This is a genomic window from Achromobacter sp. D7-1 (genome assembly GCF_059760445.1).
The window spans coordinates 55,049-72,779 of the sequence record NZ_JCBAMT010000022.1 but is presented as its reverse complement, the minus strand read 5'-3'; the positions used below and the strand labels follow the sequence as shown (position 1 = coordinate 72,779).

The following is a 17,731-nucleotide window of genomic DNA, read 5'->3' as shown; positions in this document are numbered from 1 at the left end:
CCCAGAGCTGTCCCGACCCTCACAGGAGCTAGCCATGTCAGATCCCATCGTCATCGTTTCCGTTGCCCGCACGCCCATGGGCGGCATGCTGGGCGCCTTGTCCGGCCTGGCCGCGCACGAGCTGGGCTCGATCGCCATCAAGGCCGCCGTCGAACGCGCCGGCATCAAGCCCGAGCAAGTCGAAGAAGTCATCATGGGCAACGTGCTGCAAGCCGGCCAGGGCCAGGCCCCGGCGCGCCAGGCCGCGCTGGGCGCGGGCCTGCCGCTGGGCGTGGCTTGCACCACCATCCACAAAGTCTGCGGTTCGGGCCTGAAAGCCGCCATGTTCGGCCATGACCTGCTGGCCGCGGGCAGCGCCAACATCGTCGTCGCCGGCGGCCAGGAAAGCATGAGCAACGCCCCCTATCTGCTGCTCAAGGGCCGCCAGGGCTACCGCTACGGCCACAACACCGTGTATGACCACATGGCGCTGGACGGTCTGGAAGACGCCTACGACAAGGGCAAGGCCATGGGCGTGTTTGCCGAGGACTGCGCCTCCAAGTATTCCTTCACCCGCGAACAGCAGGACGCGTTCTCGCTGGAATCGCTGCGCCGCGCCCGCGCCGCGTCGGAAGACGGCAGCTTCAAGTGGGAAATCGCCCCCGTCACTGTCGCCGGCCGCAAGGGCGACACCGTGATCGACACCGACGAAGCCCCCACCAAGGCCATGCCGGAAAAGATCCCGACCCTCAAGCCCGCCTTCAAGAAGGACGGCACCGTCACCGCCGCCAACTCGTCGTCGATCTCCGACGGCGCCGCCGCCATGGTGCTGATGCGCGCATCCACCGCCGAGAAGCTCGGCGTCAAGCCGCTGGCCCGCATCGTCGCCCACAGCCAGCACTCGCAAGAGCCGAACTGGTTCACCACCGCCCCCGTGGGCGCGCTGAAGAACCTGTTCGCCAAGACCGGCTGGAAGGCCGAGGACGTGGACCTCTACGAAATCAACGAAGCCTTCGCGGTGGTCACCATGGCCGCCATGGCCGACTTCAAGCTGCCGCATGACAAGGTCAACGTCCACGGCGGCGCCACCGCCCTGGGCCATCCGATCGGCGCGTCCGGCGCCCGCCTGATGGCCACCCTGGTCGGCGCGCTGCGCAAGACCGGCGGCAAGCGCGGCGTGGCCACGCTGTGCATCGGCGGCGGCGAAGCCGTCGCCATGGCGATTGAAATGATCTGACGCAACGCCGGGAGGCTTCGGCCTCCCGGCTTTCGATGGATTCCGCTGCGCCTTTTTTGCATGGCGTCGTAGCGCGACGGGTCGGTCGCGCGCCGTGCAGGAAAGGCGCAACGAAATCCCTCTTCGATACCGATAGCCTATAAGCATGCCCGGCCCACCGGGCAGCGAGACAAACCGCTCCACGAGCGCCTTCAAATTTCCAACAAGCAGGACGGGTGGAACCCCATGCCCATCATCGAATCCCGCATCAATCCGCGGTCGCAGGACTACACCGACAATGCGCAGGCCATGCAGGCGCAACTGGACGATCTGGACCAGCAGTTGGCCCATACCGCGCTGGGCGGCAGCGAAGCCGCGCGCGCCAAGCACGTGGCGCGCGGCAAGCTGCTGCCGCGCGACCGCGTTGAACACCTGATCGATCCGGGCACGCCGTTCCTGGAACTGTCGCCGATGGCGGCGCACGGCATGTACGGCGGCGAAGCCCCCGGCGCCGGCGTCATCACCGGCATCGGCCGCGTGGCCGGCACCGAATGCGTGATCGTCTGCAATGACGCCACGGTCAAGGGCGGCACCTACTACCCGATGACGGTCAAGAAGCACCTGCGCGCGCAAGAGATCGCCGCGCAGAACCACCTGCCCTGCGTCTACCTGGTGGATTCGGGCGGCGCCAACCTGCCGCAGCAGGACGAGGTCTTCCCCGACCGCGAGCACTTCGGCCGCATCTTCTACAACCAGGCGCAGATGTCCGCGCAGGGCATTTCGCAAATCGCCGTGGTGATGGGCTCCTGCACCGCCGGCGGCGCCTACGTGCCCGCCATGAGCGACGAGTCCATCATCGTCAAGAATCAGGGCACCATCTTCCTGGGCGGCCCTCCGCTGGTAAAGGCCGCCACCGGCGAAGAGGTCAGCGCCGAAGACCTGGGCGGCGGCGACGTGCACACGCGCCTGTCCGGCGTGGTGGACCATCTGGCCGCCAACGACATGCACGCGCTGCAACTGGCGCGCAACGCCGTCGCACGCCTGAACCGCAAGAAGCCGCAGCCGCTGGCCACCATCCCGGTACGCGAGCCGCGCTACGACCCCAGCGAGCTGAACGGCATCATCCCTGCCGACACGCGCAAGCCCTATGACGTGCGCGAAGTGATCGCGCGCATCGTCGACGGCTCCGAGTTCGACGAGTTCAAGGCGCGTTTCGGCCCCACGCTGGTCACCGGCTTCGCACACATCCAAGGCATGCCCGTAGGCATCGTGGCCAACAACGGCATCCTGTTCTCGGAGTCCGCGCAAAAGGGCGCGCACTTCATCGAACTGTGCGCGCAGCGCAAGATCCCGCTGGTGTTCCTGCAGAACATCACCGGCTTCATGGTGGGCCGCAAGTACGAAAACGAAGGCATCGCCCGCCACGGCGCCAAGATGGTGACGGCGGTGGCCACCGCCAACGTGCCCAAGTTCACCGTGCTGATCGGCGGTTCGTTCGGCGCCGGCAACTACGGCATGTGCGGCCGAGCCTATTCGCCGCGCATGCTGTTCATGTGGCCCAACGCCCGCATCTCGGTCATGGGCGGCGAACAGGCCGCCAGCGTCTTGGCCACGGTCAAGCGCGACGGCATCGAGGCTCGCGGCGGCCAATGGTCCGCCGACGAGGAAACCGCCTTCAAGACGCCCATCCGCGAACAGTACGAACGCGAAGGCCATCCTTACTACGCCACCGCGCGCCTGTGGGACGACGGCATCATCGCGCCGGCCGACACGCGGCGCGTGTTGGGGCTGGCGCTGTCGGCAGCCTTGAACGCGCCCATCGAGGACACCAAGTTCGGCGTGTTCCGCATGTAGGGCGGCACAGCCGCCCCCATTGCAGCCCAAGAATAATTTCAGCCTGGATGACATCCATGTTCGACACTTTGCTGATTGCCAACCGCGGTGAAATCGCCTGCCGCGTGGCCGCCACCGCCCGCCGCATGGGCATCCGCACCGTGGCGGTGTATTCCGACGCCGACGCCAACGCCCGCCACGTCGCCGCCTGCGACCAGGCCGTGTACATCGGCGGCTCCGAGCCGCGTGCCAGCTACCTGCGCGCCGACGCCATCCTGCAAGCCGCGCGCGATACCGGCGCGGGCGCCATCCACCCCGGCTATGGTTTCCTGTCGGAAAACGAAGCCTTCGCCGAAGCCGCCGAAAAGGCCGGCATCGCCTTCGTCGGACCGCCGGCCTCCGCCATCGCCGCCATGGGCAGCAAGTCCGCCGCCAAGTCGCTGATGGAGAAAGCCGGCGTGCCGCTGGTGCCGGGCTACCACGGCGACAACCAGGACCCGCAATTCCTCAAGACCCAGGCCGACGCCATCGGCTACCCCGTGCTGATCAAGGCCAGCGCCGGCGGCGGCGGCAAGGGCATGCGCGTGGTCGAATCGTCGGGCACGTTCCTCGACGCATTGGCTTCCTGCCAGCGCGAAGCCGCGTCCAGCTTTGGCGACGACCGCGTGCTGATCGAACGCTATCTGCAGAAGCCGCGCCACATTGAAATCCAGGTATTCGCCGACACGCATGGCAACTGCGTCTACCTGTTCGAACGCGATTGCTCGGTGCAGCGCCGCCACCAGAAGGTGATCGAGGAAGCCCCGGCCCCCGGCATGACTGAAGAGCGCCGCCGCGCCATGGGCGAAGCCGCCGTGGCCGCCGCGCGCGCCGTGGGCTACGTGGGCGCGGGCACGGTGGAATTCATTGCCGAGCCCGACGGCCGTTTCTATTTCATGGAAATGAACACGCGCCTGCAGGTCGAACACCCGGTCACCGAAATGATCACCGGCCACGACCTGGTCGAATGGCAGCTGCGTGTGGCCGCCGGCCAGCCGCTGCCGGCGCGCCAGGAAGACCTGCGCATCCAGGGCCACGCCATCGAGGCCCGCATCTACGCAGAGAACCCCGAGAAGGGCTTCCTGCCGTCCATCGGCACCCTGGCCTACCTGGGCCTGCCGGCGCACACTGCGTTCGCCAATGGCGACATCCGGGTCGACGGCGGCGTGCGCATGGGCGATACCATCACGCCGTTCTACGACCCCATGATCGCCAAGCTGATCGTGCACGGCGCCGACCGCGACCAGGCCCGCGCCCGCATGCTGCAAGCGCTGGCCCAGACGCAAGCGGTGGGCGTGCAGACCAACGTGGCCTTCCTGTCCCGCCTGATGCAGGACAGTGCCTTCGCTGCGGCGGACCTGGACACCGGCCTGATCGAACGCCAGCGCGCCACGCTGCTGCCCGAACCCCAAGCCGCCAGTCCTGCCACGCTGGCCCTGGCCTGCGCCGCGGTGCTGGTGCGCCAAGGCCTGGCGCAGCCAGGCGTCACCAGCGGCAAACATCCTGCCGATCCCTGGGACGCGCGCGACGGCTGGCGCCTGGGCAACCGCTATCAACGGCATCTGCAATGGGTCGACAACGGCGAAACCCGCCGCGTCACCGTCGCCCGCCAGGGCGGCGCCTGGACCCTGGACAGCGGCGCGGGTCCGCAAGCCTTCCTGTGGCGCGCCCACGCCAGCGCCAATCCCAACCTGGCCTACGGCCTGCGCATCACGCTGGACGGCCATGAAAGCGCCGGCACCGTCGTGCTGCACGCCGACCGCGCCCACGTCTTCGGCGAAGCCGGCGTGCATGTGCTGGACCTGTACGATCCGCTGGCGCATTCGCAGGACACGCAGGGCGAACACGGCGGCGGCCTCACGGCTCCCATGCCCGGCAAGATCATCTCGATCTCGGTCAAGGCCGGCGACACCGTGGAAAAGGGCCAGCCGCTGCTGGTGATGGAAGCCATGAAGATGGAGCACACCATTTCCGCGCCCGCCGACGGCAAGGTCTCGGAAGTGTTCTACGGCGTGGGCGATCAGGTGACGGAAGGGGCCGAGCTGGTCGCCATCGGCGAGTAGCCAAGCGCGCCGTAACAAAATCGTCACCCGCCTCGCCGCCTGCGGGTTCATCATGGGCGCTCCTGCTTATCCACGGGAGTACCCATGATGAGTTCAATGCCATCCGAACAGGCGGCGCCCCGCCTGTTTCCAACCCTGCGCTGCCGCGACGCGGAGGCGATGATCCGCTGGCTTACCGGCGTGGTGGGCTTCACCGAACATGCCGTCTACCGCGACGACGGCACTGTGCAGCATGCGGAACTGGCCTACGGCAGCTCCCTCCTGATGCTGGGCCCGGACCGCGACGACGCCCATGGCAAGCTGGTCGGCGATCTGCAAGGACGCCGCACCGACGCGCTGTACCTGGCCGTGAACGATCCGGACGCCCTGCACGCGCAGGTCCAGGCCAGCGGCGCCACCATCGAAACCCCGCCTTATGACACCGCCTACGGCAGCCGCGAATTCGCCTGCCGCGATCCGGAAGGCAATCTGTGGAGCTTCGGGACGTATTGGCCGAAGGTGTAGCGGCAGCGCGCGCCCGCCCCATTCATTTATGCATTTTTCGCAATCATTTATCGAAATAGATTGTCCTTGTTATAAATAAGCAAGGACTCCTATCCTCCTCGTAACGTCATTCGACAGCCACGAGGAGATTCTGATGAGTGCGGTTCTGCAAGCGAAGGCATCGCCGGCAAACATGGTGCCGGCCGGCGTGGACCTGGTGGAGTACTACTACGAGCGCGGCTTCACCGACGGGTTACCCGTCGTGCCGCCGACTCAGGAAAAGATCGACGAGATCGTGGCCCGGCTGGGTGGCGATGCCCACTTCGTCGAAGCGCGAGTGGCGCCGCGCTGGGGCGAACTGACGCGCGAAGTGCTGGCCATCAACATGGTGATGGCCGGCTGCAAGCCCGAGTACGCCCCGGTGGTGCTGGCAGCGGTAAAGGCCGTCACCGACCAGGCTTTCAACCTGAATGGCGTGCAAGCCACCACGCACGTGGCCGCGCCGCTGCTGGTTGTGAACGGGCCGATAGCGCGCGAAATCGGCATGAACGGCGGCGTCAACGCGTTCGGCTCCGGCAATCGCGCCAACGCCACCATCGGCCGGGCACTGCGCCTGATCATGCTCAACGTGGGCGGCGGCTGGCCGGGCGACCTGGACAAGAGCACGCTGGGCCATCCCGGCAAGTACACCTACTGCGTTTGCGAAAACGAACTGCAAAGTCCGCTGGCGCCGTATCACGTGGAACACGGCTACAAGGCCGAAGACTCCACCGTCTTCGCGATGGCTGCCGAAGCCCCGCACAGCGTCACCAACCACATCTCGAACGACCCCGAAGGCATCCTCGACACGATGTGTTCGGCCATGAGCACCATCGCGTCCAACAGCGCGGTGCTGGGCGGCCATATCGCGGTGGTGCTGGGCCTGGAACACGCGCAGACCATCGGCAAGCACGGCTGGTCGCGCGCCGACGTGCGCAACTACCTGTACGTCAATCACGGCAACCGCTTCATCGACCTGGCCTATGGCCACCGCTACGGCAAGGTCTACAACCGCAACCTGCCCAAGTACTACAAGCGCAACGACGACACCCGCATTCCCATCGTGCACAGCCCGGAGCACATCCATCTGTTCGTGATGGGCGGCGAGGCCGGCCGCTTTTCCGTGCTGATACCCGGCTGGGGGCATATGAGCACGCCGGTGCTGCGGTCGATCGAAGGTGCAAGCGCCGATAGCGGCGATTGCACCAGCGGCGCCTGCGCCATCTGACGCGTCATCCGGATACGACAACCAGGAGATCGGAAATGCTGATGAACAACGGGGAAAAGATCGCGGTGTACGACCCGCGCGGCGCGCTGCGCTTCGAAGATGTGCCCGTATCGGCGCGCAAGAAAAACCTGGCCGGGTTGCGGCTGGGCATACTCGACAACTCCAAATGGAACGCCAACAAGCTGCTGCGCGGCGCGGCGGCGGCCTTGGGCGAGGACATCGCGTTCGCCGAGGTGAACTACTACGTCAAGCACAGCTTCTCCAAGGATGCTGCGCCCGAGCTGATCGAACGCATCGCGGCCGAGAACGACGTGGTGCTGACCGCCATCGGCGATTGCGGCTCCTGCTGCTCGGCCTGCGTGCGCGACTCCATCGCGCTGGAGCGGCTGGGCGTTCCCAGCGCAGTCATCATCACGACCGAGTTCGCCCGCGAGACGGAGCTGACGCGGCAGGCCATCGGCATGAAGGCGCTGGAGCCCGTCGTGATCGCGCACCCGGTCAGCTCCATCACCGCAGAGGAAGTCGCGCAGCGCGTCGTCCAGATCAAGGAACAGGCCCAGCAAGTGTGGCTGGGAACGAAGGCGCCAATGCAGGTCCGCGTAGAGCTGCAATAACAGCGGCCGCCGAGGCGGCGTCTCAGGCGCCGCAGCCGACGGCGCGGCGACAACGGGAGACAGAACGATGGGCGCACTATCGCATTTGCGAGTGCTGGACCTTTCGCGCGTGCTGGCGGGCCCCTGGGCCAGCCAGCTGCTCGCGGATCTGGGCGCGGAGGTCATCAAGATCGAGCGGCCCGGCCAGGGTGATGACACGCGCGGCTGGGGCCCGCCATGGATCAGCGATCCGCAATGGGGCGACGTGGCGCAGTCGGCTTATTTCGCTGGCGCCAACCGCAACAAGAAGTCCGTGGCCGTCGACATCGCCACGCCCGATGGCCAGCGGCTGGTGGCGGCCCTGGCCGCGCAATGCGACGTACTGATCGAGAACTTCAAGGTGGGCGGTCTGCAGGCCTATGGCCTGGACTACGACACGCTCAAGCGCAGCCATCCCGGGCTGGTGTATTGCTCCATCACCGGCTTCGGCCAGGACGGGCCCTATGCCAACCGGCCGGGCTATGACTTCCTGATCCAGGGCATGGGCGGCCTGATGAGCATCACCGGCCGGGGCGACGGACAGCCCGGCGCCGGCCCCTTGAAGGTCGGCGTGGCGCTGACCGACATCCTGACCGGCCTGTACGCCACCGCCGGCATCCAGGCGGCACTGGCGCATCGCGACCGCACGGGCCAGGGGCAGCACGTCGACGTGGCGCTGCTGGACGTGCAGGTGGCCGCGCTGGCGAACCAGGCCATGAACTTCCTGGCCAGCGGCTGCGAACCCGCGCGCCTGGGCAACGCCCACCCCAACATCGTGCCGTACCAGGACTTTGCCACCCGCGACGGCCACGTCATCGTCACCGTGGGCAACGACGCGCAATTCCGCCGCTTCTGCGGCGCCATCGGCCGCCCCGACCTGGCGGACGATCCTCGCTACGCCACCAACACGGCGCGGCTGACCGCGCGTGACACGCTGATTCCGCAGATCCAGGCGCAGATGGCGGAACAGCCCAGCGCGCACTGGCTGACCACGCTTGAAACGCTGGGCGTGCCTTGCGGCCCCATCAACGGCCTGGCGGAAGTATTCGCCGATCCGCAAGTCTTGCAACGTGGCATGCGCGTGCCCATGCCCGACGCGCGACCTGGCGGCGCCGAACTGGTCGGCAACCCCTTGCATCTATCGGGCACGCCTGTGGAGTATCGCAGCGCGCCTCCTGTACTGGGCGCCCATACGGAACCGGTCCTGCGCGACATGCTGGGACTGGCGCCAGATGCGCTCGCCGAACTGCGGCGCAACGGCGCGATCGCCGCCGCATCCTGAGTAGCTGTGCCTTACACAAGAATGAGACTAGGGAGACAAACCATGGAACCATGCATTCTGGCGCAGGACCCCTCAAACCCCCTCAGGCGCCGCCTGTTGATCGGAGCCGCGGGCGCAACACTGGGTACGCTTTGCGGCGGCGCCAGGGCGCTGGCCGCCTCCGACTACCCGTCCAAGCCGCTGCGCGTCGTCATTCCCTATCCGCCCGGCGGTCCCACCGACATCGTCGGCCGCATCGTCGCGGCGACCTTGGCCGACAAGCTGGGGCAATCGGTCGTCATCGACAACCGACCCGGCGCCAGCGGCATGATAGGCGCCGACGCCGTGGCCAAGGCAGCGCCGGATGGCTACATGCTGCTCATCAATGTCTCGGGCCAGCTGGTCAACCCGGCGCTCTACGCCAACATGTCGCATGATCCGCTCAAGGATTTCCGCGGCATCACCAATCTGGCCTCGACGCCCATCCAGCTGGTGATCAGCGCCAATTCACCGGTGCGCTCGGTTGCCGACCTGATCGCCCTGGTGCGCTCGCAACCCGGCCGCCACAACTTCGCGTCATCCAGCAACGGCACGCCTGGACACCTGGCTGGCGAGGTGTTCAAGGCGGCCGCCAAGCTCGACGTCACGCATATCCCCTACAAGGGCAGCGCGCCGGCGCTGACCGATGTGATCGGCGGCCAGGTCACCTACATGCTGGACTCGATGCCCTCGTCCATCAGCCTCGTCAAGGGCGGAAAACTGCGCGCGCTAGCGGTCACCTCGGACCAACGCGTGGCCGCGTTGCCGGACGTGCCGACCTTCGCCGAACTGGGTTATCCCAGCGTCAACCTGACCACCTGGTACGGTATGTGGGCGCCGGCGCAAACGCCGCCGGAACTGGTCGCACGCATCTACCAGCAAGTGAATGCGGTATTGCAGCGGCCCGACGTGCGGGCGCGCCTGGCCGACGCGCAGGCCATGCCCGTGGGCGATACGCCGGAACACTTCGACGCCTATTGCCGTTCCGAAGCGCAGCGCTATGCCGAGATCGTGCGGCTGGCGGGGATCCGGCTGCAATGAGCGCCGCCGACTCCCACCGCCATGCGCGGCTGCTCATCCTCGGCTCCGGACCGGCAGGCTATGCCGCCGCGGTCTACGCCGCCCGCGCCAACCTGAGGCCGGTGCTGATCGCGGGCATGGCGCAGGGCGGCCAGCTCATGACCACGACCGAAGTCGACAACTGGCCCGCCGACGTGCATGGCGTGCAGGGACCTGACCTGATGCAGCGATTCCAGGACCATGCGCTGCGCTTCGGCACCGAAGTCATCGCCGACCACGTGCAGAGCGTGGACCTGTCGCGGCGCCCCTTCACCCTGCGTGGCGAACGCGCGACCTATACCTGCGACGCCTTGATCGTGGCAACCGGCGCAGTCGCGCGCTATCTGGGCCTGGATTCCGAGCAGGCCTACATGGGCCGGGGCGTATCCGGCTGCGCCACCTGCGACGGCTTCTTCCATCGCGGCCGCGACGTATGCGTGGTGGGCGGCGGCAATACGGCGATCGAGGAAGCGCTGTACCTGTCGAACATCGCCCGATCCGTAACCCTCATCCACAGGCGCGGCGCCTTCCGCGCCGAGGCCATCATGCTGGACAAACTCAAGGCCAAGGTCGAACAAGGCCTGATCCGGTTGAAGCTGGACAGTGTGTTGGACGAGGTGCTGGGCGACGCAGGCGGCGTGACGGGGGTGCGCGTCCGGCGCCTGGCCGATGGAAGCTGTGTGGATCTGGAGGTGAGCGGATGCTTTATCGCCATCGGCCATCGTCCCAGCACGGAGCTGTTCGAAGGCCAGCTTGCGCTGGAGGACGGCTATATCGTGACGCAAGCTGGACGCAAGGGACTCGCCACCATGACCAGCATAGGCGGGGTGTTCGCCGCTGGCGACGTGCAGGACACCGTGTACCGGCAAGCCATCACCAGCGCCGGCAGCGGCTGCATGGCGGCGCTTGACGCGCAGCGCTTTCTGGAACGGTCGGCGGTCTGAGGCCGGTTGGTCTAGGCGCAACTGCGGCGGCCGCGGCGCGCGGGCGCAACGACCTGCACCCAGTCGCTGCGCAACTGCGCCAGGAAGCCGCTGGCGCTGGGAGTCAGGCCGCGCTCCTTGAGGAACACCACGCCGATGGCCTGGCTCAACGCGGGCTTGGTCAACGGCCGCGCCACCAGGTCCGCGCTCAACGCGGCCGGCACCGCGCCACCAGGGACGATGGCGATGCCCACGCCGGCCCACACGCATTGCATCACGGTGGCGAACTGGCTGACCGTGACCGCGTGCCGCAGCGGCACGCCGGCAATCGACGCATGGCTGTCGATCAGACGGCGCGTCTGCGCCTCGCGCGGCAGCGAGACCAGCGCATACGGCGCCAGCTGCTCCAGCGTCACGCCAGTCTGCGTGGACAGCGGATGCTTGCGCGGCATCACCACATGAAACGCCTCACGACCCAGCGACACCACCGAAAAATCACCCGGCACTTCGTCGATGTAGGTGATTCCCATGTCGGCCACGCCGCTGCGCACGTCGTCCAGCACCGTGCCGTGCACGCCCTCGCGGATCTGCAATTCGATACGGGGCCGGGATTCGCGGTAGCGGGCGACGATGCCTGGCAGCTGCGTGTAGGCCACCGACATCACAGCGGACACGATGCTGCGGCCACGCTGTTCATCCGAAATCTCGCGCATGTTCTCGTAGGAAATGCGCAGGTCGGACAGCATGCGGTTCGCCAGCGACACGAATTCCTGGCCCGCCGGCGTGGTTTCAACGCGGCGGGTGGAACGATGGAATAGCTCGACGCCCAAGGCCTTCTCCACGCGCTGCACCGTGCGCGTGAGCGCGGGTTGCGAGATATTCAGCGTCAGTGCGGCGGCGACGAAACTGCCGCACTCGGCGACGGTGCTGATCGCCTGCAATTCGCGCGAACTCAGGTCGGGAAGCGTGGCCATGGGTGGGTTTCCCTGTACGGGTCGATTTATGCAGGAATCGGAATTATAGATTTCACGCATCCGCCTTGTGCATGAATGAGAGCCGCCGTCTTCCAGGACAGACTGGCTTTCCGAAACCCGTCTGCAGGGAGGCTCTTAGTTTCCCGTCAGCGACTTCTCCCTAGAATGCGGGGTTCGGCGCCCGTCACGCGCCCCAAGCGCCATCCCCCATGCCCGCCCCCGATTCCCCCAGTCCGCTTCACCGTCCCGCCTTCCTGCACTACCTGCTTGCGCGCATCGGCGCATCGCTGGCCTTCCAGATCGTCTCGGTCGCGGTGGGCTGGCAGATCTATGCGCTGAGCGGCAGCGCCCTGGACCTGGGACTGATCGGCCTGGCGCAATTCCTGCCCATGGCGGCGTTGACGCTGGTGGTGGGCCACGTGGCCGACCGCTACGACCGCCGCAAGATCGTGGCTGTGTGCATGGCGCTGGAGGCGCTGGCCACGCTGGTACTGGCCATCGCTGCACTGCATGGCGTCGGCGGCAAGACGCTGATCTACGCGACCATCATCATCATGAGTTCGGCCCGCGCTTTTGAAGCGCCGACCATGGCCACGCTGATCCCGGCGGTGGTGCCGCGCGAATGGCTGCCGCGCGCGACGGCGCTGGCTTCCTCCGGCGGACAAATTGCGCAGATCGCCGGCCCGGCGCTGGGCGGCGTCGGCTACGGGCTGGGAGCTGGGTGGATCTACTGCGTGGCGGCGGCCCTGTACTTGTCGGCCTTCGCGTCCATCGCCACGCTGGTAATCGAGCGCGCTCCGCCGCGCAAGGAACCGACCACCTGGCGCACGCTGTTTGCCGGCATCACCTTCATCTTTCAGCGCCGCCTGCTGCTGGGCACCTTGTCGCTGGACCTGTTCGCCGTGCTGCTGGGCGGGGCCACGGCGCTACTGCCCATCTTTGCGAAGGACATCCTGGACGCCGGCCCCTGGGCGCTGGGCGCGCTGCGCGCCGCCCCCGCCTGCGGCGCCGCGCTGATGTCATTGACGCTGGCCCGCCTGAGCCTGGGCGAACACGTGGGCCGGCTGCTGTTCGGCGCGTTGATCGTGTTCGGGTTGGCGACCACGGTGTTCGGCCTGTCGACCTCGATCCCACTGTCCATCGGCGCACTGGTGGTGCTGGGCGCGGCGGACGCGGTCAGCGTGGTGGTGCGTTCGTCACTGGTGCAACTGAACACGCCCGACCATATGCTGGGCCGCGTCAGCGCCGTGAACACGCTATTCATCGGCGCCTCCAACCAGCTCGGCGAATTCGAATCCGGCGTCATGGCCGCGGCGTTCGGCGCGGTGCCTGCGGTGGTGATCGGCGGGGTAGGCACCATCGCCGTGGCGGGGTTGTGGATGCGGTGGTTTCCGGAGCTTAGGAAGCTCAGGAGCTTGCACGCGCCCTGAACCCGTTTGCGTGTTGAACAGTGCATCGAAGCCATCGGCCAGTTCCGCGTAGAGATCGCGCTGCAACTATCCCCGGCAGCAACACTCGATAATCTTGATACAATAAGAATCATTATCATTTGATCAAGCCATGCCTACGCGCCCGGGTCACAGAACCCGGCGCCGGACATCGACAGGGGCATCATGGGGGAGCGGTTCTTCGGCGTAATCGCCGAGGCATACAAGTCGTGGAACGCGGAGCTGGTCGGTTTCCTGAACCGGCAGCTCAAGCGTTCGCCCGAGGCCGCCCAGGATTTGGCGCAGGAGACCTTCGCCAAATGGCTGGCCGCGCATCAAGGCGCCGAGCCGCCGGAGAAGCCGCGCGCCTATCTGTACGAGATCGCCCGCAACCTGCTGCGCGATCACTGGCGCCGCGAGAACGTGCGCGACGAACATGTGGTGGCCAGTCTGGACGATCAGGATTTCGAACCGACGGCGTGCGGTCTGGCTGCTCCCGCCGGACAACAGCCCGAAGCCCGCGCGGACGCCAGCCAGCGCCTGCGCCTGCTGCAGGCCGCCATCGACGAGATGCCGCCGCGCCAGCGCGAGGCCTTCCTGCTTTATCGGTATGATGAGCTCCGTTGCGAGGACATCGCCGAGCACATGGGCATCTCCGTGCGGGCGGTGGAGAAGCACCTGCAACTGGCGCTGGCGCACTGCAAGCGCCGTGTCCACGGCGAAACGCCATGACCCGATCCCTACCTTTGTCCGCTGTCGAAGAGGCCGCGAGCGCATGGTTCATGCGCCGTCGGGAACGCGCGTCCGATGCAGGCGCCGAACAGGCCTTCCAGACGTGGCTGCGAGCTTCGGCCGAGCACCAGCGGGAGTACGAACGGCTGGAGCAGGTGTGGGAGGACATGGCGACGCTGCCGCGCCCGGACTCCGCGCCGACGCGTACGCACGCCCAGTCGACTGGCCAAGCTCAGATCCCGCCGCGCAGCCGGCCGCAATCCCAGCCCCGCCCGTGGTCCGCGCCCGCCCGCCGCCCCGCCTTCCTGCGCTGGGGCGGCGCACTGGCCGCGATGCTGCTGATCGCGGCCGCCGCCTACCAATACGTGCCCGTCAGCTACGAGACCGTGGCCAACGCGTCCACCCAGACCCGCAGCCTGGACCTCTCTGACGGCACCCGCCTGCACGCCAACGTGGGCACACGCGTGAGCGTGCGCTACACATTGGCCGAACGCCATATCCGAGTCGAGGGCGGCGAGGTCTACATCGATGCCGCGCCCGACCGCCGGCCGTTGATAGTGGCCGCGGGCGAGGCGGAGCTGCGCGACATCGGCACCGAGTTCAACGTGCTGCTGCTGCCCGACGTGCTGCAGGTCGGCGTACGCAGCGGCGAAGTCAGGCTGAACGCGAAGGGCGCCAACGCCCCCGCCGCGCAGACGCTTCAGGCCGGCGACACGGTGCTGCTGTCGCGCGCCGACGCGCGCCTGTTGCGCCGCCAGCAGGTGCCCGCCAGCGAGATCGGCGCCTGGCAGGGCGGCGTGGCGGTGATGCACGACACCACCTTGCAGCAGCTGGCCGGCTACCTGGCCCTGTACCGCGACGCGCCGCTGCGCTTCGCCGACGAGCGCGCCCGTGGGCTGCGCCTGTCCGGCACGCTGGACCTGCGCCAGCCCGACGCGGTCCTGGACATGCTGCCCGGCCTGTTGCCGGTGACGGTAAGCCGGCGGCCGGACGGTGCCGCCGTGATCAGCAGCCGCTGAAAACAAGAATTAAGAATTATTTTTAATTAGGAAGGTTCGGGTTTTGGCGGCTGGCGCGTCTTCCTCAGTTGAAGATCCACATCCAGACTGGGGAAAGTCCATGGCGCAACGCCATTTTCATCGTCGGCTGAGCGCCGGCCGTTACGCGCTGCTGTGCGCGCTGTCCATGACCGCCGCGCTGGCGGTCCAGGCGCTGGCGCCGTCCGCGGCCCATGCGCAGAGCGCGGCCGCGCAAACCTTCGACCTGCCCGCCGGCAGCCTGGCCAACGCGCTGGTGGCGCTGGGCCGGCAGGCGCAGCTGCAGGTGCTGTTCAGCCCCGATGTGGTGGCTGGCCTGAGCGCCCCCGCCGTATCCGGCTCCATGACCCCGCAGATCGCGTTGAACCGCCTGCTGGCGCGCAGCGGCCTGGTGGCCGTGCAGAGCGGCTCGGGCTTCGTGGTGCGGCGGCCGGCCGACCCATCCTCCAACGAAGCCACCACATTGGCGCCCGTGACGGTCACCGGCCGCGACCTCACCGTCACCGAAGGCACGGGGTCCTACACCGCCCCCGCCGTCACCATCGGCAAGAACGCGCAAAGCCTGCGCGAGATTCCACAATCGGTCTCGGTGGTGACGCGCCAATTGCTGGACGACCAGAACCTGACCACGCTGGACGACGCCATGCGCACTGTCACCGGCATCACGGTGGAAGCGGGCAGCATCGGCGGCAACCACGGCAACTTCTACTCGCGCGGCTACGCACTGGACACCATCCAGGTCGACGGCGTGAACACGCCGGCCAGCACCGGCAACGACCTTTCCGCAGGCTTCGGGCTGGCCATCTATGACCACATCGAAGTGCTGCGCGGACCCTCGGGCCTGTACCAGGGCGCGGGCGATCCCGGCGGCACCGTGAACCTGGTGCGCAAGCGTGCGCAAAAGGAATTCGCCTTCAGCGGCCAGGTCATGACGGGTTCCTGGGACCGTTACTACACCGAGGCCGACATCACCGGCCCCTTGGACAGCGACGGCCGCCTGCGCGGCCGCCTGGTGGCGTCCTATGACGACCGCAAATCCTTCGTCGACGGCGTGTACACCGAGAAGCCGCTGTTCTACGGCACCCTGAGCTTCGACCTGACGCCCGACACCGTCCTGACCGCCGGCGCCACGTACCAGCAATACAAGGGCCGCCCGTTCTTCGGCCTGCCCGGCTACACCGACGGCCGCTTGCTGGACGTGCGCCGCTCCACCAACCTGGACCCCAGCTGGAACCACATCACCGAGGAAGTCACCGAGTACTTCGCCGACGTGGACCACCGCCTGGCCAACGGCGGGCGCATCAAGGTCAGTGGCATCTACCGCGAACAGGACGAGCCCAGCCGCGAGTTCGGCTGGTCCGACTGCGCGGTGGACCCGATCACCGGCGACACCTGCCTCGTCAGCTGGAAGTACCGCAGCAACTGGAAGACCTATGGCCTGGACGCCTTCGTGGCCACGCCCTTCGAAGCCTTCGGCCGCCAGCACGAGCTGACCGTGGGCGCCGACTACCGCAACGTCCACAAGAACTTCCGCTACGGCGGCGGCGACAACGCCGACACCAATCTCTACCACCCCAACAACAACATCCCCAAGCCGGACTACCAGTTCACCAACGGCAACGACAGCAAGACCGACCAGTACGGCCTGTATGCGCGCACCAATCTGCGCGTGGCCGACGCGGCCACCATCATCGCCGGCGGCCGCTTCACCTGGTGGGAAAACCGCACGCAGAACCGCAACGCCTACTTCAACCAGTTCACCAACACCAGCGACAAGATCAACGGCAAGTTCACGCCCTACCTGGGCCTGGTGGTGGACCTGAACGAGCAGTTGTCGGCCTACGCCAGCTACACCAGCATCTTCACGCCGCAGACCGTCACCGACGTCAACGGCCAGCTGCTGGACCCGCGCACCGGCAAGCAGTTCGAGATCGGCCTGAAGGGCGAATTCCTGGACAAGCGCCTGAACGGCCACGCCGCGCTGTTCCGCATGGAAGACGAGAACCGCTCGATGACGGACCCGAATAATCCGCTGTTCTCCATGGCTGCGGGCAAGATGCGCAGCCAGGGCTTCGAGGCAGAGATCAGCGGCAGCCCGGCGCCCGGCTGGGACATCACCGCCGGCTATGCCTACACCACCACCAAGACCCTGAAGGGCACGGAAGAACAGAAGTCGCAGCAGTACGCCTTCATCACGCCGCGCCATACCTTCAACCTGTGGACCAAGTACACCTTCGCCACCGGCACGCTGGAAGGCCTGTCGCTGGGCGCGGGCGTGCGCAGCGTCAGCAGCATGTACCGCCTGAACGGTCCGGTGAAGTTCGAACAGCGCCCGTACACCACCGTGTCCGCGCAAGCCGGCTACCGCTTCAACAAGCACCTGGAAGGCACGCTGACGGTGAACAACCTGTTCGACAAGGTCTATTACCAGCGTGTGTGGGCCGCCTACGGCTCGAACTACTACGGCGAGCCGCGCAGCGTGATGTTGAACCTGCGGGCGACGTACTGAGAGAAAGCGCCGCGCGAAACCCATCCCCGTGCTGCAACGGGCGATGGGTTTCGCGCGTTGCAGGACAGTTCTGTCCGCCACGTCTTTCTTGCGCCACACCCATCCTACGATCCCCGAGCAAAACGCCGATTCCGTGGCAGACTAGCCACAGGCGCTCCATGCATTGCAGTCCGACACAATTGGCAAATTGTTGTCCGACGCGGATTGCAACGGGCGATTAGGATGGCGCCGCACAGACAGAGACAGGCGATCACAAGG

Annotated in this window: 14 protein-coding genes; 13 read left to right on the top strand and 1 reads right to left on the bottom strand. The window is 67.0% G+C overall.

What is annotated here, in order from left to right; all coding sequences use genetic code 11:
• The first annotated feature begins 34 nt into the window (after positions 1-34).
• From AC6LKD_RS12335 to trxB, 9 genes are all read left to right on the top strand, one after another.
• On the top strand, positions 35-1,216 hold the full coding sequence (locus AC6LKD_RS12335) for an acetyl-CoA C-acetyltransferase (protein WP_207473921.1): 1,182 nt from the start codon (positions 35-37) through the stop codon (positions 1,214-1,216).
• 225 nt (positions 1,217-1,441) lie between these two features.
• Positions 1,442-3,049, top strand: coding sequence for a carboxyl transferase domain-containing protein (locus AC6LKD_RS12330; RefSeq protein WP_013390876.1), 1,608 nt, complete (start codon positions 1,442-1,444; stop codon positions 3,047-3,049).
• A 56-nt stretch (positions 3,050-3,105) separates the two neighbouring features.
• Positions 3,106-5,130 carry an acetyl/propionyl/methylcrotonyl-CoA carboxylase subunit alpha gene (locus AC6LKD_RS12325; RefSeq protein WP_498116374.1) on the top strand — a complete coding sequence of 675 codons (2,025 nt, stop codon included), beginning with the start codon at positions 3,106-3,108 and terminating at the stop codon, positions 5,128-5,130.
• Positions 5,131-5,214: 84 nt separating this feature from the next.
• Positions 5,215-5,634: a VOC family protein gene (locus AC6LKD_RS12320; protein WP_498116373.1), complete on the top strand. Its 420-nt coding sequence runs from the start codon at positions 5,215-5,217 to the stop codon at positions 5,632-5,634.
• A gap of 133 nt (positions 5,635-5,767) precedes the next feature.
• The gene (locus AC6LKD_RS12315) at positions 5,768-6,880 is read left to right on the top strand and encodes a hypothetical protein (protein ID WP_492275750.1); all 1,113 of its coding nucleotides are present in this window, start codon (positions 5,768-5,770) and stop codon (positions 6,878-6,880) included.
• A gap of 35 nt (positions 6,881-6,915) precedes the next feature.
• Complete coding sequence (locus AC6LKD_RS12310; protein ID WP_492275749.1) at positions 6,916-7,494, top strand: UGSC family (seleno)protein; 579 nt, start codon at positions 6,916-6,918, stop codon at positions 7,492-7,494.
• A 67-nt stretch (positions 7,495-7,561) separates the two neighbouring features.
• On the top strand, positions 7,562-8,794 hold the full coding sequence (locus AC6LKD_RS12305; protein ID WP_498116372.1) for a CaiB/BaiF CoA transferase family protein: 1,233 nt from the start codon (positions 7,562-7,564) through the stop codon (positions 8,792-8,794).
• Between the two features lie 42 nt (positions 8,795-8,836).
• A complete protein-coding gene (locus tag AC6LKD_RS12300) occupies positions 8,837-9,853 on the top strand; it encodes a Bug family tripartite tricarboxylate transporter substrate binding protein (protein ID WP_492275747.1) in 1,017 nt (338 codons plus the stop codon).
• On the top strand, positions 9,850-10,815 hold the full coding sequence (gene trxB / locus AC6LKD_RS12295; RefSeq protein ID WP_498116370.1) for a thioredoxin-disulfide reductase: 966 nt from the start codon (positions 9,850-9,852) through the stop codon (positions 10,813-10,815). The genes AC6LKD_RS12300 and trxB overlap by 4 nt, the downstream gene beginning before the upstream one ends.
• Positions 10,816-10,826: 11 nt before the next feature.
• On the opposite strand, the gene AC6LKD_RS12290 is transcribed toward trxB, so the two are convergent.
• Positions 10,827-11,768, bottom strand: a complete 942-nt coding sequence (locus AC6LKD_RS12290) for a LysR family transcriptional regulator (protein ID WP_498116368.1) — start codon at positions 11,766-11,768, stop codon at positions 10,827-10,829.
• A 209-nt stretch (positions 11,769-11,977) separates the two neighbouring features.
• Here AC6LKD_RS12290 and AC6LKD_RS12285 point away from each other — a divergent pair, with 209 nt between their 5' ends.
• The 4 genes from AC6LKD_RS12285 to AC6LKD_RS12270 all read left to right on the top strand — a co-directional run bounded on the left by AC6LKD_RS12285 (position 11,978) and on the right by AC6LKD_RS12270 (position 17,473).
• Positions 11,978-13,198 carry an MFS transporter gene (locus tag AC6LKD_RS12285; protein WP_498116367.1) on the top strand — a complete coding sequence of 407 codons (1,221 nt, stop codon included), beginning with the start codon at positions 11,978-11,980 and terminating at the stop codon, positions 13,196-13,198.
• Positions 13,199-13,381: 183 nt separating this feature from the next.
• The gene (locus AC6LKD_RS12280) at positions 13,382-13,927 is read left to right on the top strand and encodes an RNA polymerase sigma factor (protein WP_207473984.1); all 546 of its coding nucleotides are present in this window, start codon (positions 13,382-13,384) and stop codon (positions 13,925-13,927) included.
• Positions 13,924-14,946 (top strand): FecR family protein, encoded by a 1,023-nt coding sequence (locus tag AC6LKD_RS12275; RefSeq protein WP_498116365.1) that lies wholly within the window; start codon positions 13,924-13,926, stop codon positions 14,944-14,946. The genes AC6LKD_RS12280 and AC6LKD_RS12275 overlap by 4 nt, the downstream gene beginning before the upstream one ends.
• A 100-nt stretch (positions 14,947-15,046) precedes the next feature.
• Complete coding sequence (locus tag AC6LKD_RS12270; RefSeq protein WP_498116364.1) at positions 15,047-17,473, top strand: TonB-dependent siderophore receptor; 2,427 nt, start codon at positions 15,047-15,049, stop codon at positions 17,471-17,473.
• Positions 17,474-17,731 lie beyond the last annotated feature (258 nt).

What these genes read in the sequence shown, in the direction of transcription:
- AC6LKD_RS12315 (WP_492275750.1), top strand. Translation starts at nt 5,768, where the DNA reads ATGAGTGCGGTTCTGCAAGCGAAGGCATCGCCGGCAAACATGGTGCCG.
- AC6LKD_RS12270 (WP_498116364.1), top strand. Translation starts at nt 15,047, where the DNA reads ATGGCGCAACGCCATTTTCATCGTCGGCTGAGCGCCGGCCGTTACGCG.
- AC6LKD_RS12285 (WP_498116367.1), top strand. Translation starts at nt 11,978, where the DNA reads ATGCCCGCCCCCGATTCCCCCAGTCCGCTTCACCGTCCCGCCTTCCTG.
- trxB (WP_498116370.1), top strand. Translation starts at nt 9,850, where the DNA reads ATGAGCGCCGCCGACTCCCACCGCCATGCGCGGCTGCTCATCCTCGGC.
- AC6LKD_RS12330 (WP_013390876.1), top strand. Translation starts at nt 1,442, where the DNA reads ATGCCCATCATCGAATCCCGCATCAATCCGCGGTCGCAGGACTACACC.
- AC6LKD_RS12280 (WP_207473984.1), top strand. Translation starts at nt 13,382, where the DNA reads ATGGGGGAGCGGTTCTTCGGCGTAATCGCCGAGGCATACAAGTCGTGG.
- AC6LKD_RS12275 (WP_498116365.1), top strand. Translation starts at nt 13,924, where the DNA reads ATGACCCGATCCCTACCTTTGTCCGCTGTCGAAGAGGCCGCGAGCGCA.
- AC6LKD_RS12305 (WP_498116372.1), top strand. Translation starts at nt 7,562, where the DNA reads ATGGGCGCACTATCGCATTTGCGAGTGCTGGACCTTTCGCGCGTGCTG.
- AC6LKD_RS12325 (WP_498116374.1), top strand. Translation starts at nt 3,106, where the DNA reads ATGTTCGACACTTTGCTGATTGCCAACCGCGGTGAAATCGCCTGCCGC.
- AC6LKD_RS12290 (WP_498116368.1), bottom strand. Translation starts at nt 11,768, where the DNA reads ATGGCCACGCTTCCCGACCTGAGTTCGCGCGAATTGCAGGCGATCAGC.
- AC6LKD_RS12300 (WP_492275747.1), top strand. Translation starts at nt 8,837, where the DNA reads ATGGAACCATGCATTCTGGCGCAGGACCCCTCAAACCCCCTCAGGCGC.
- AC6LKD_RS12310 (WP_492275749.1), top strand. Translation starts at nt 6,916, where the DNA reads ATGCTGATGAACAACGGGGAAAAGATCGCGGTGTACGACCCGCGCGGC.
- AC6LKD_RS12320 (WP_498116373.1), top strand. Translation starts at nt 5,215, where the DNA reads ATGATGAGTTCAATGCCATCCGAACAGGCGGCGCCCCGCCTGTTTCCA.
- AC6LKD_RS12335 (WP_207473921.1), top strand. Translation starts at nt 35, where the DNA reads ATGTCAGATCCCATCGTCATCGTTTCCGTTGCCCGCACGCCCATGGGC.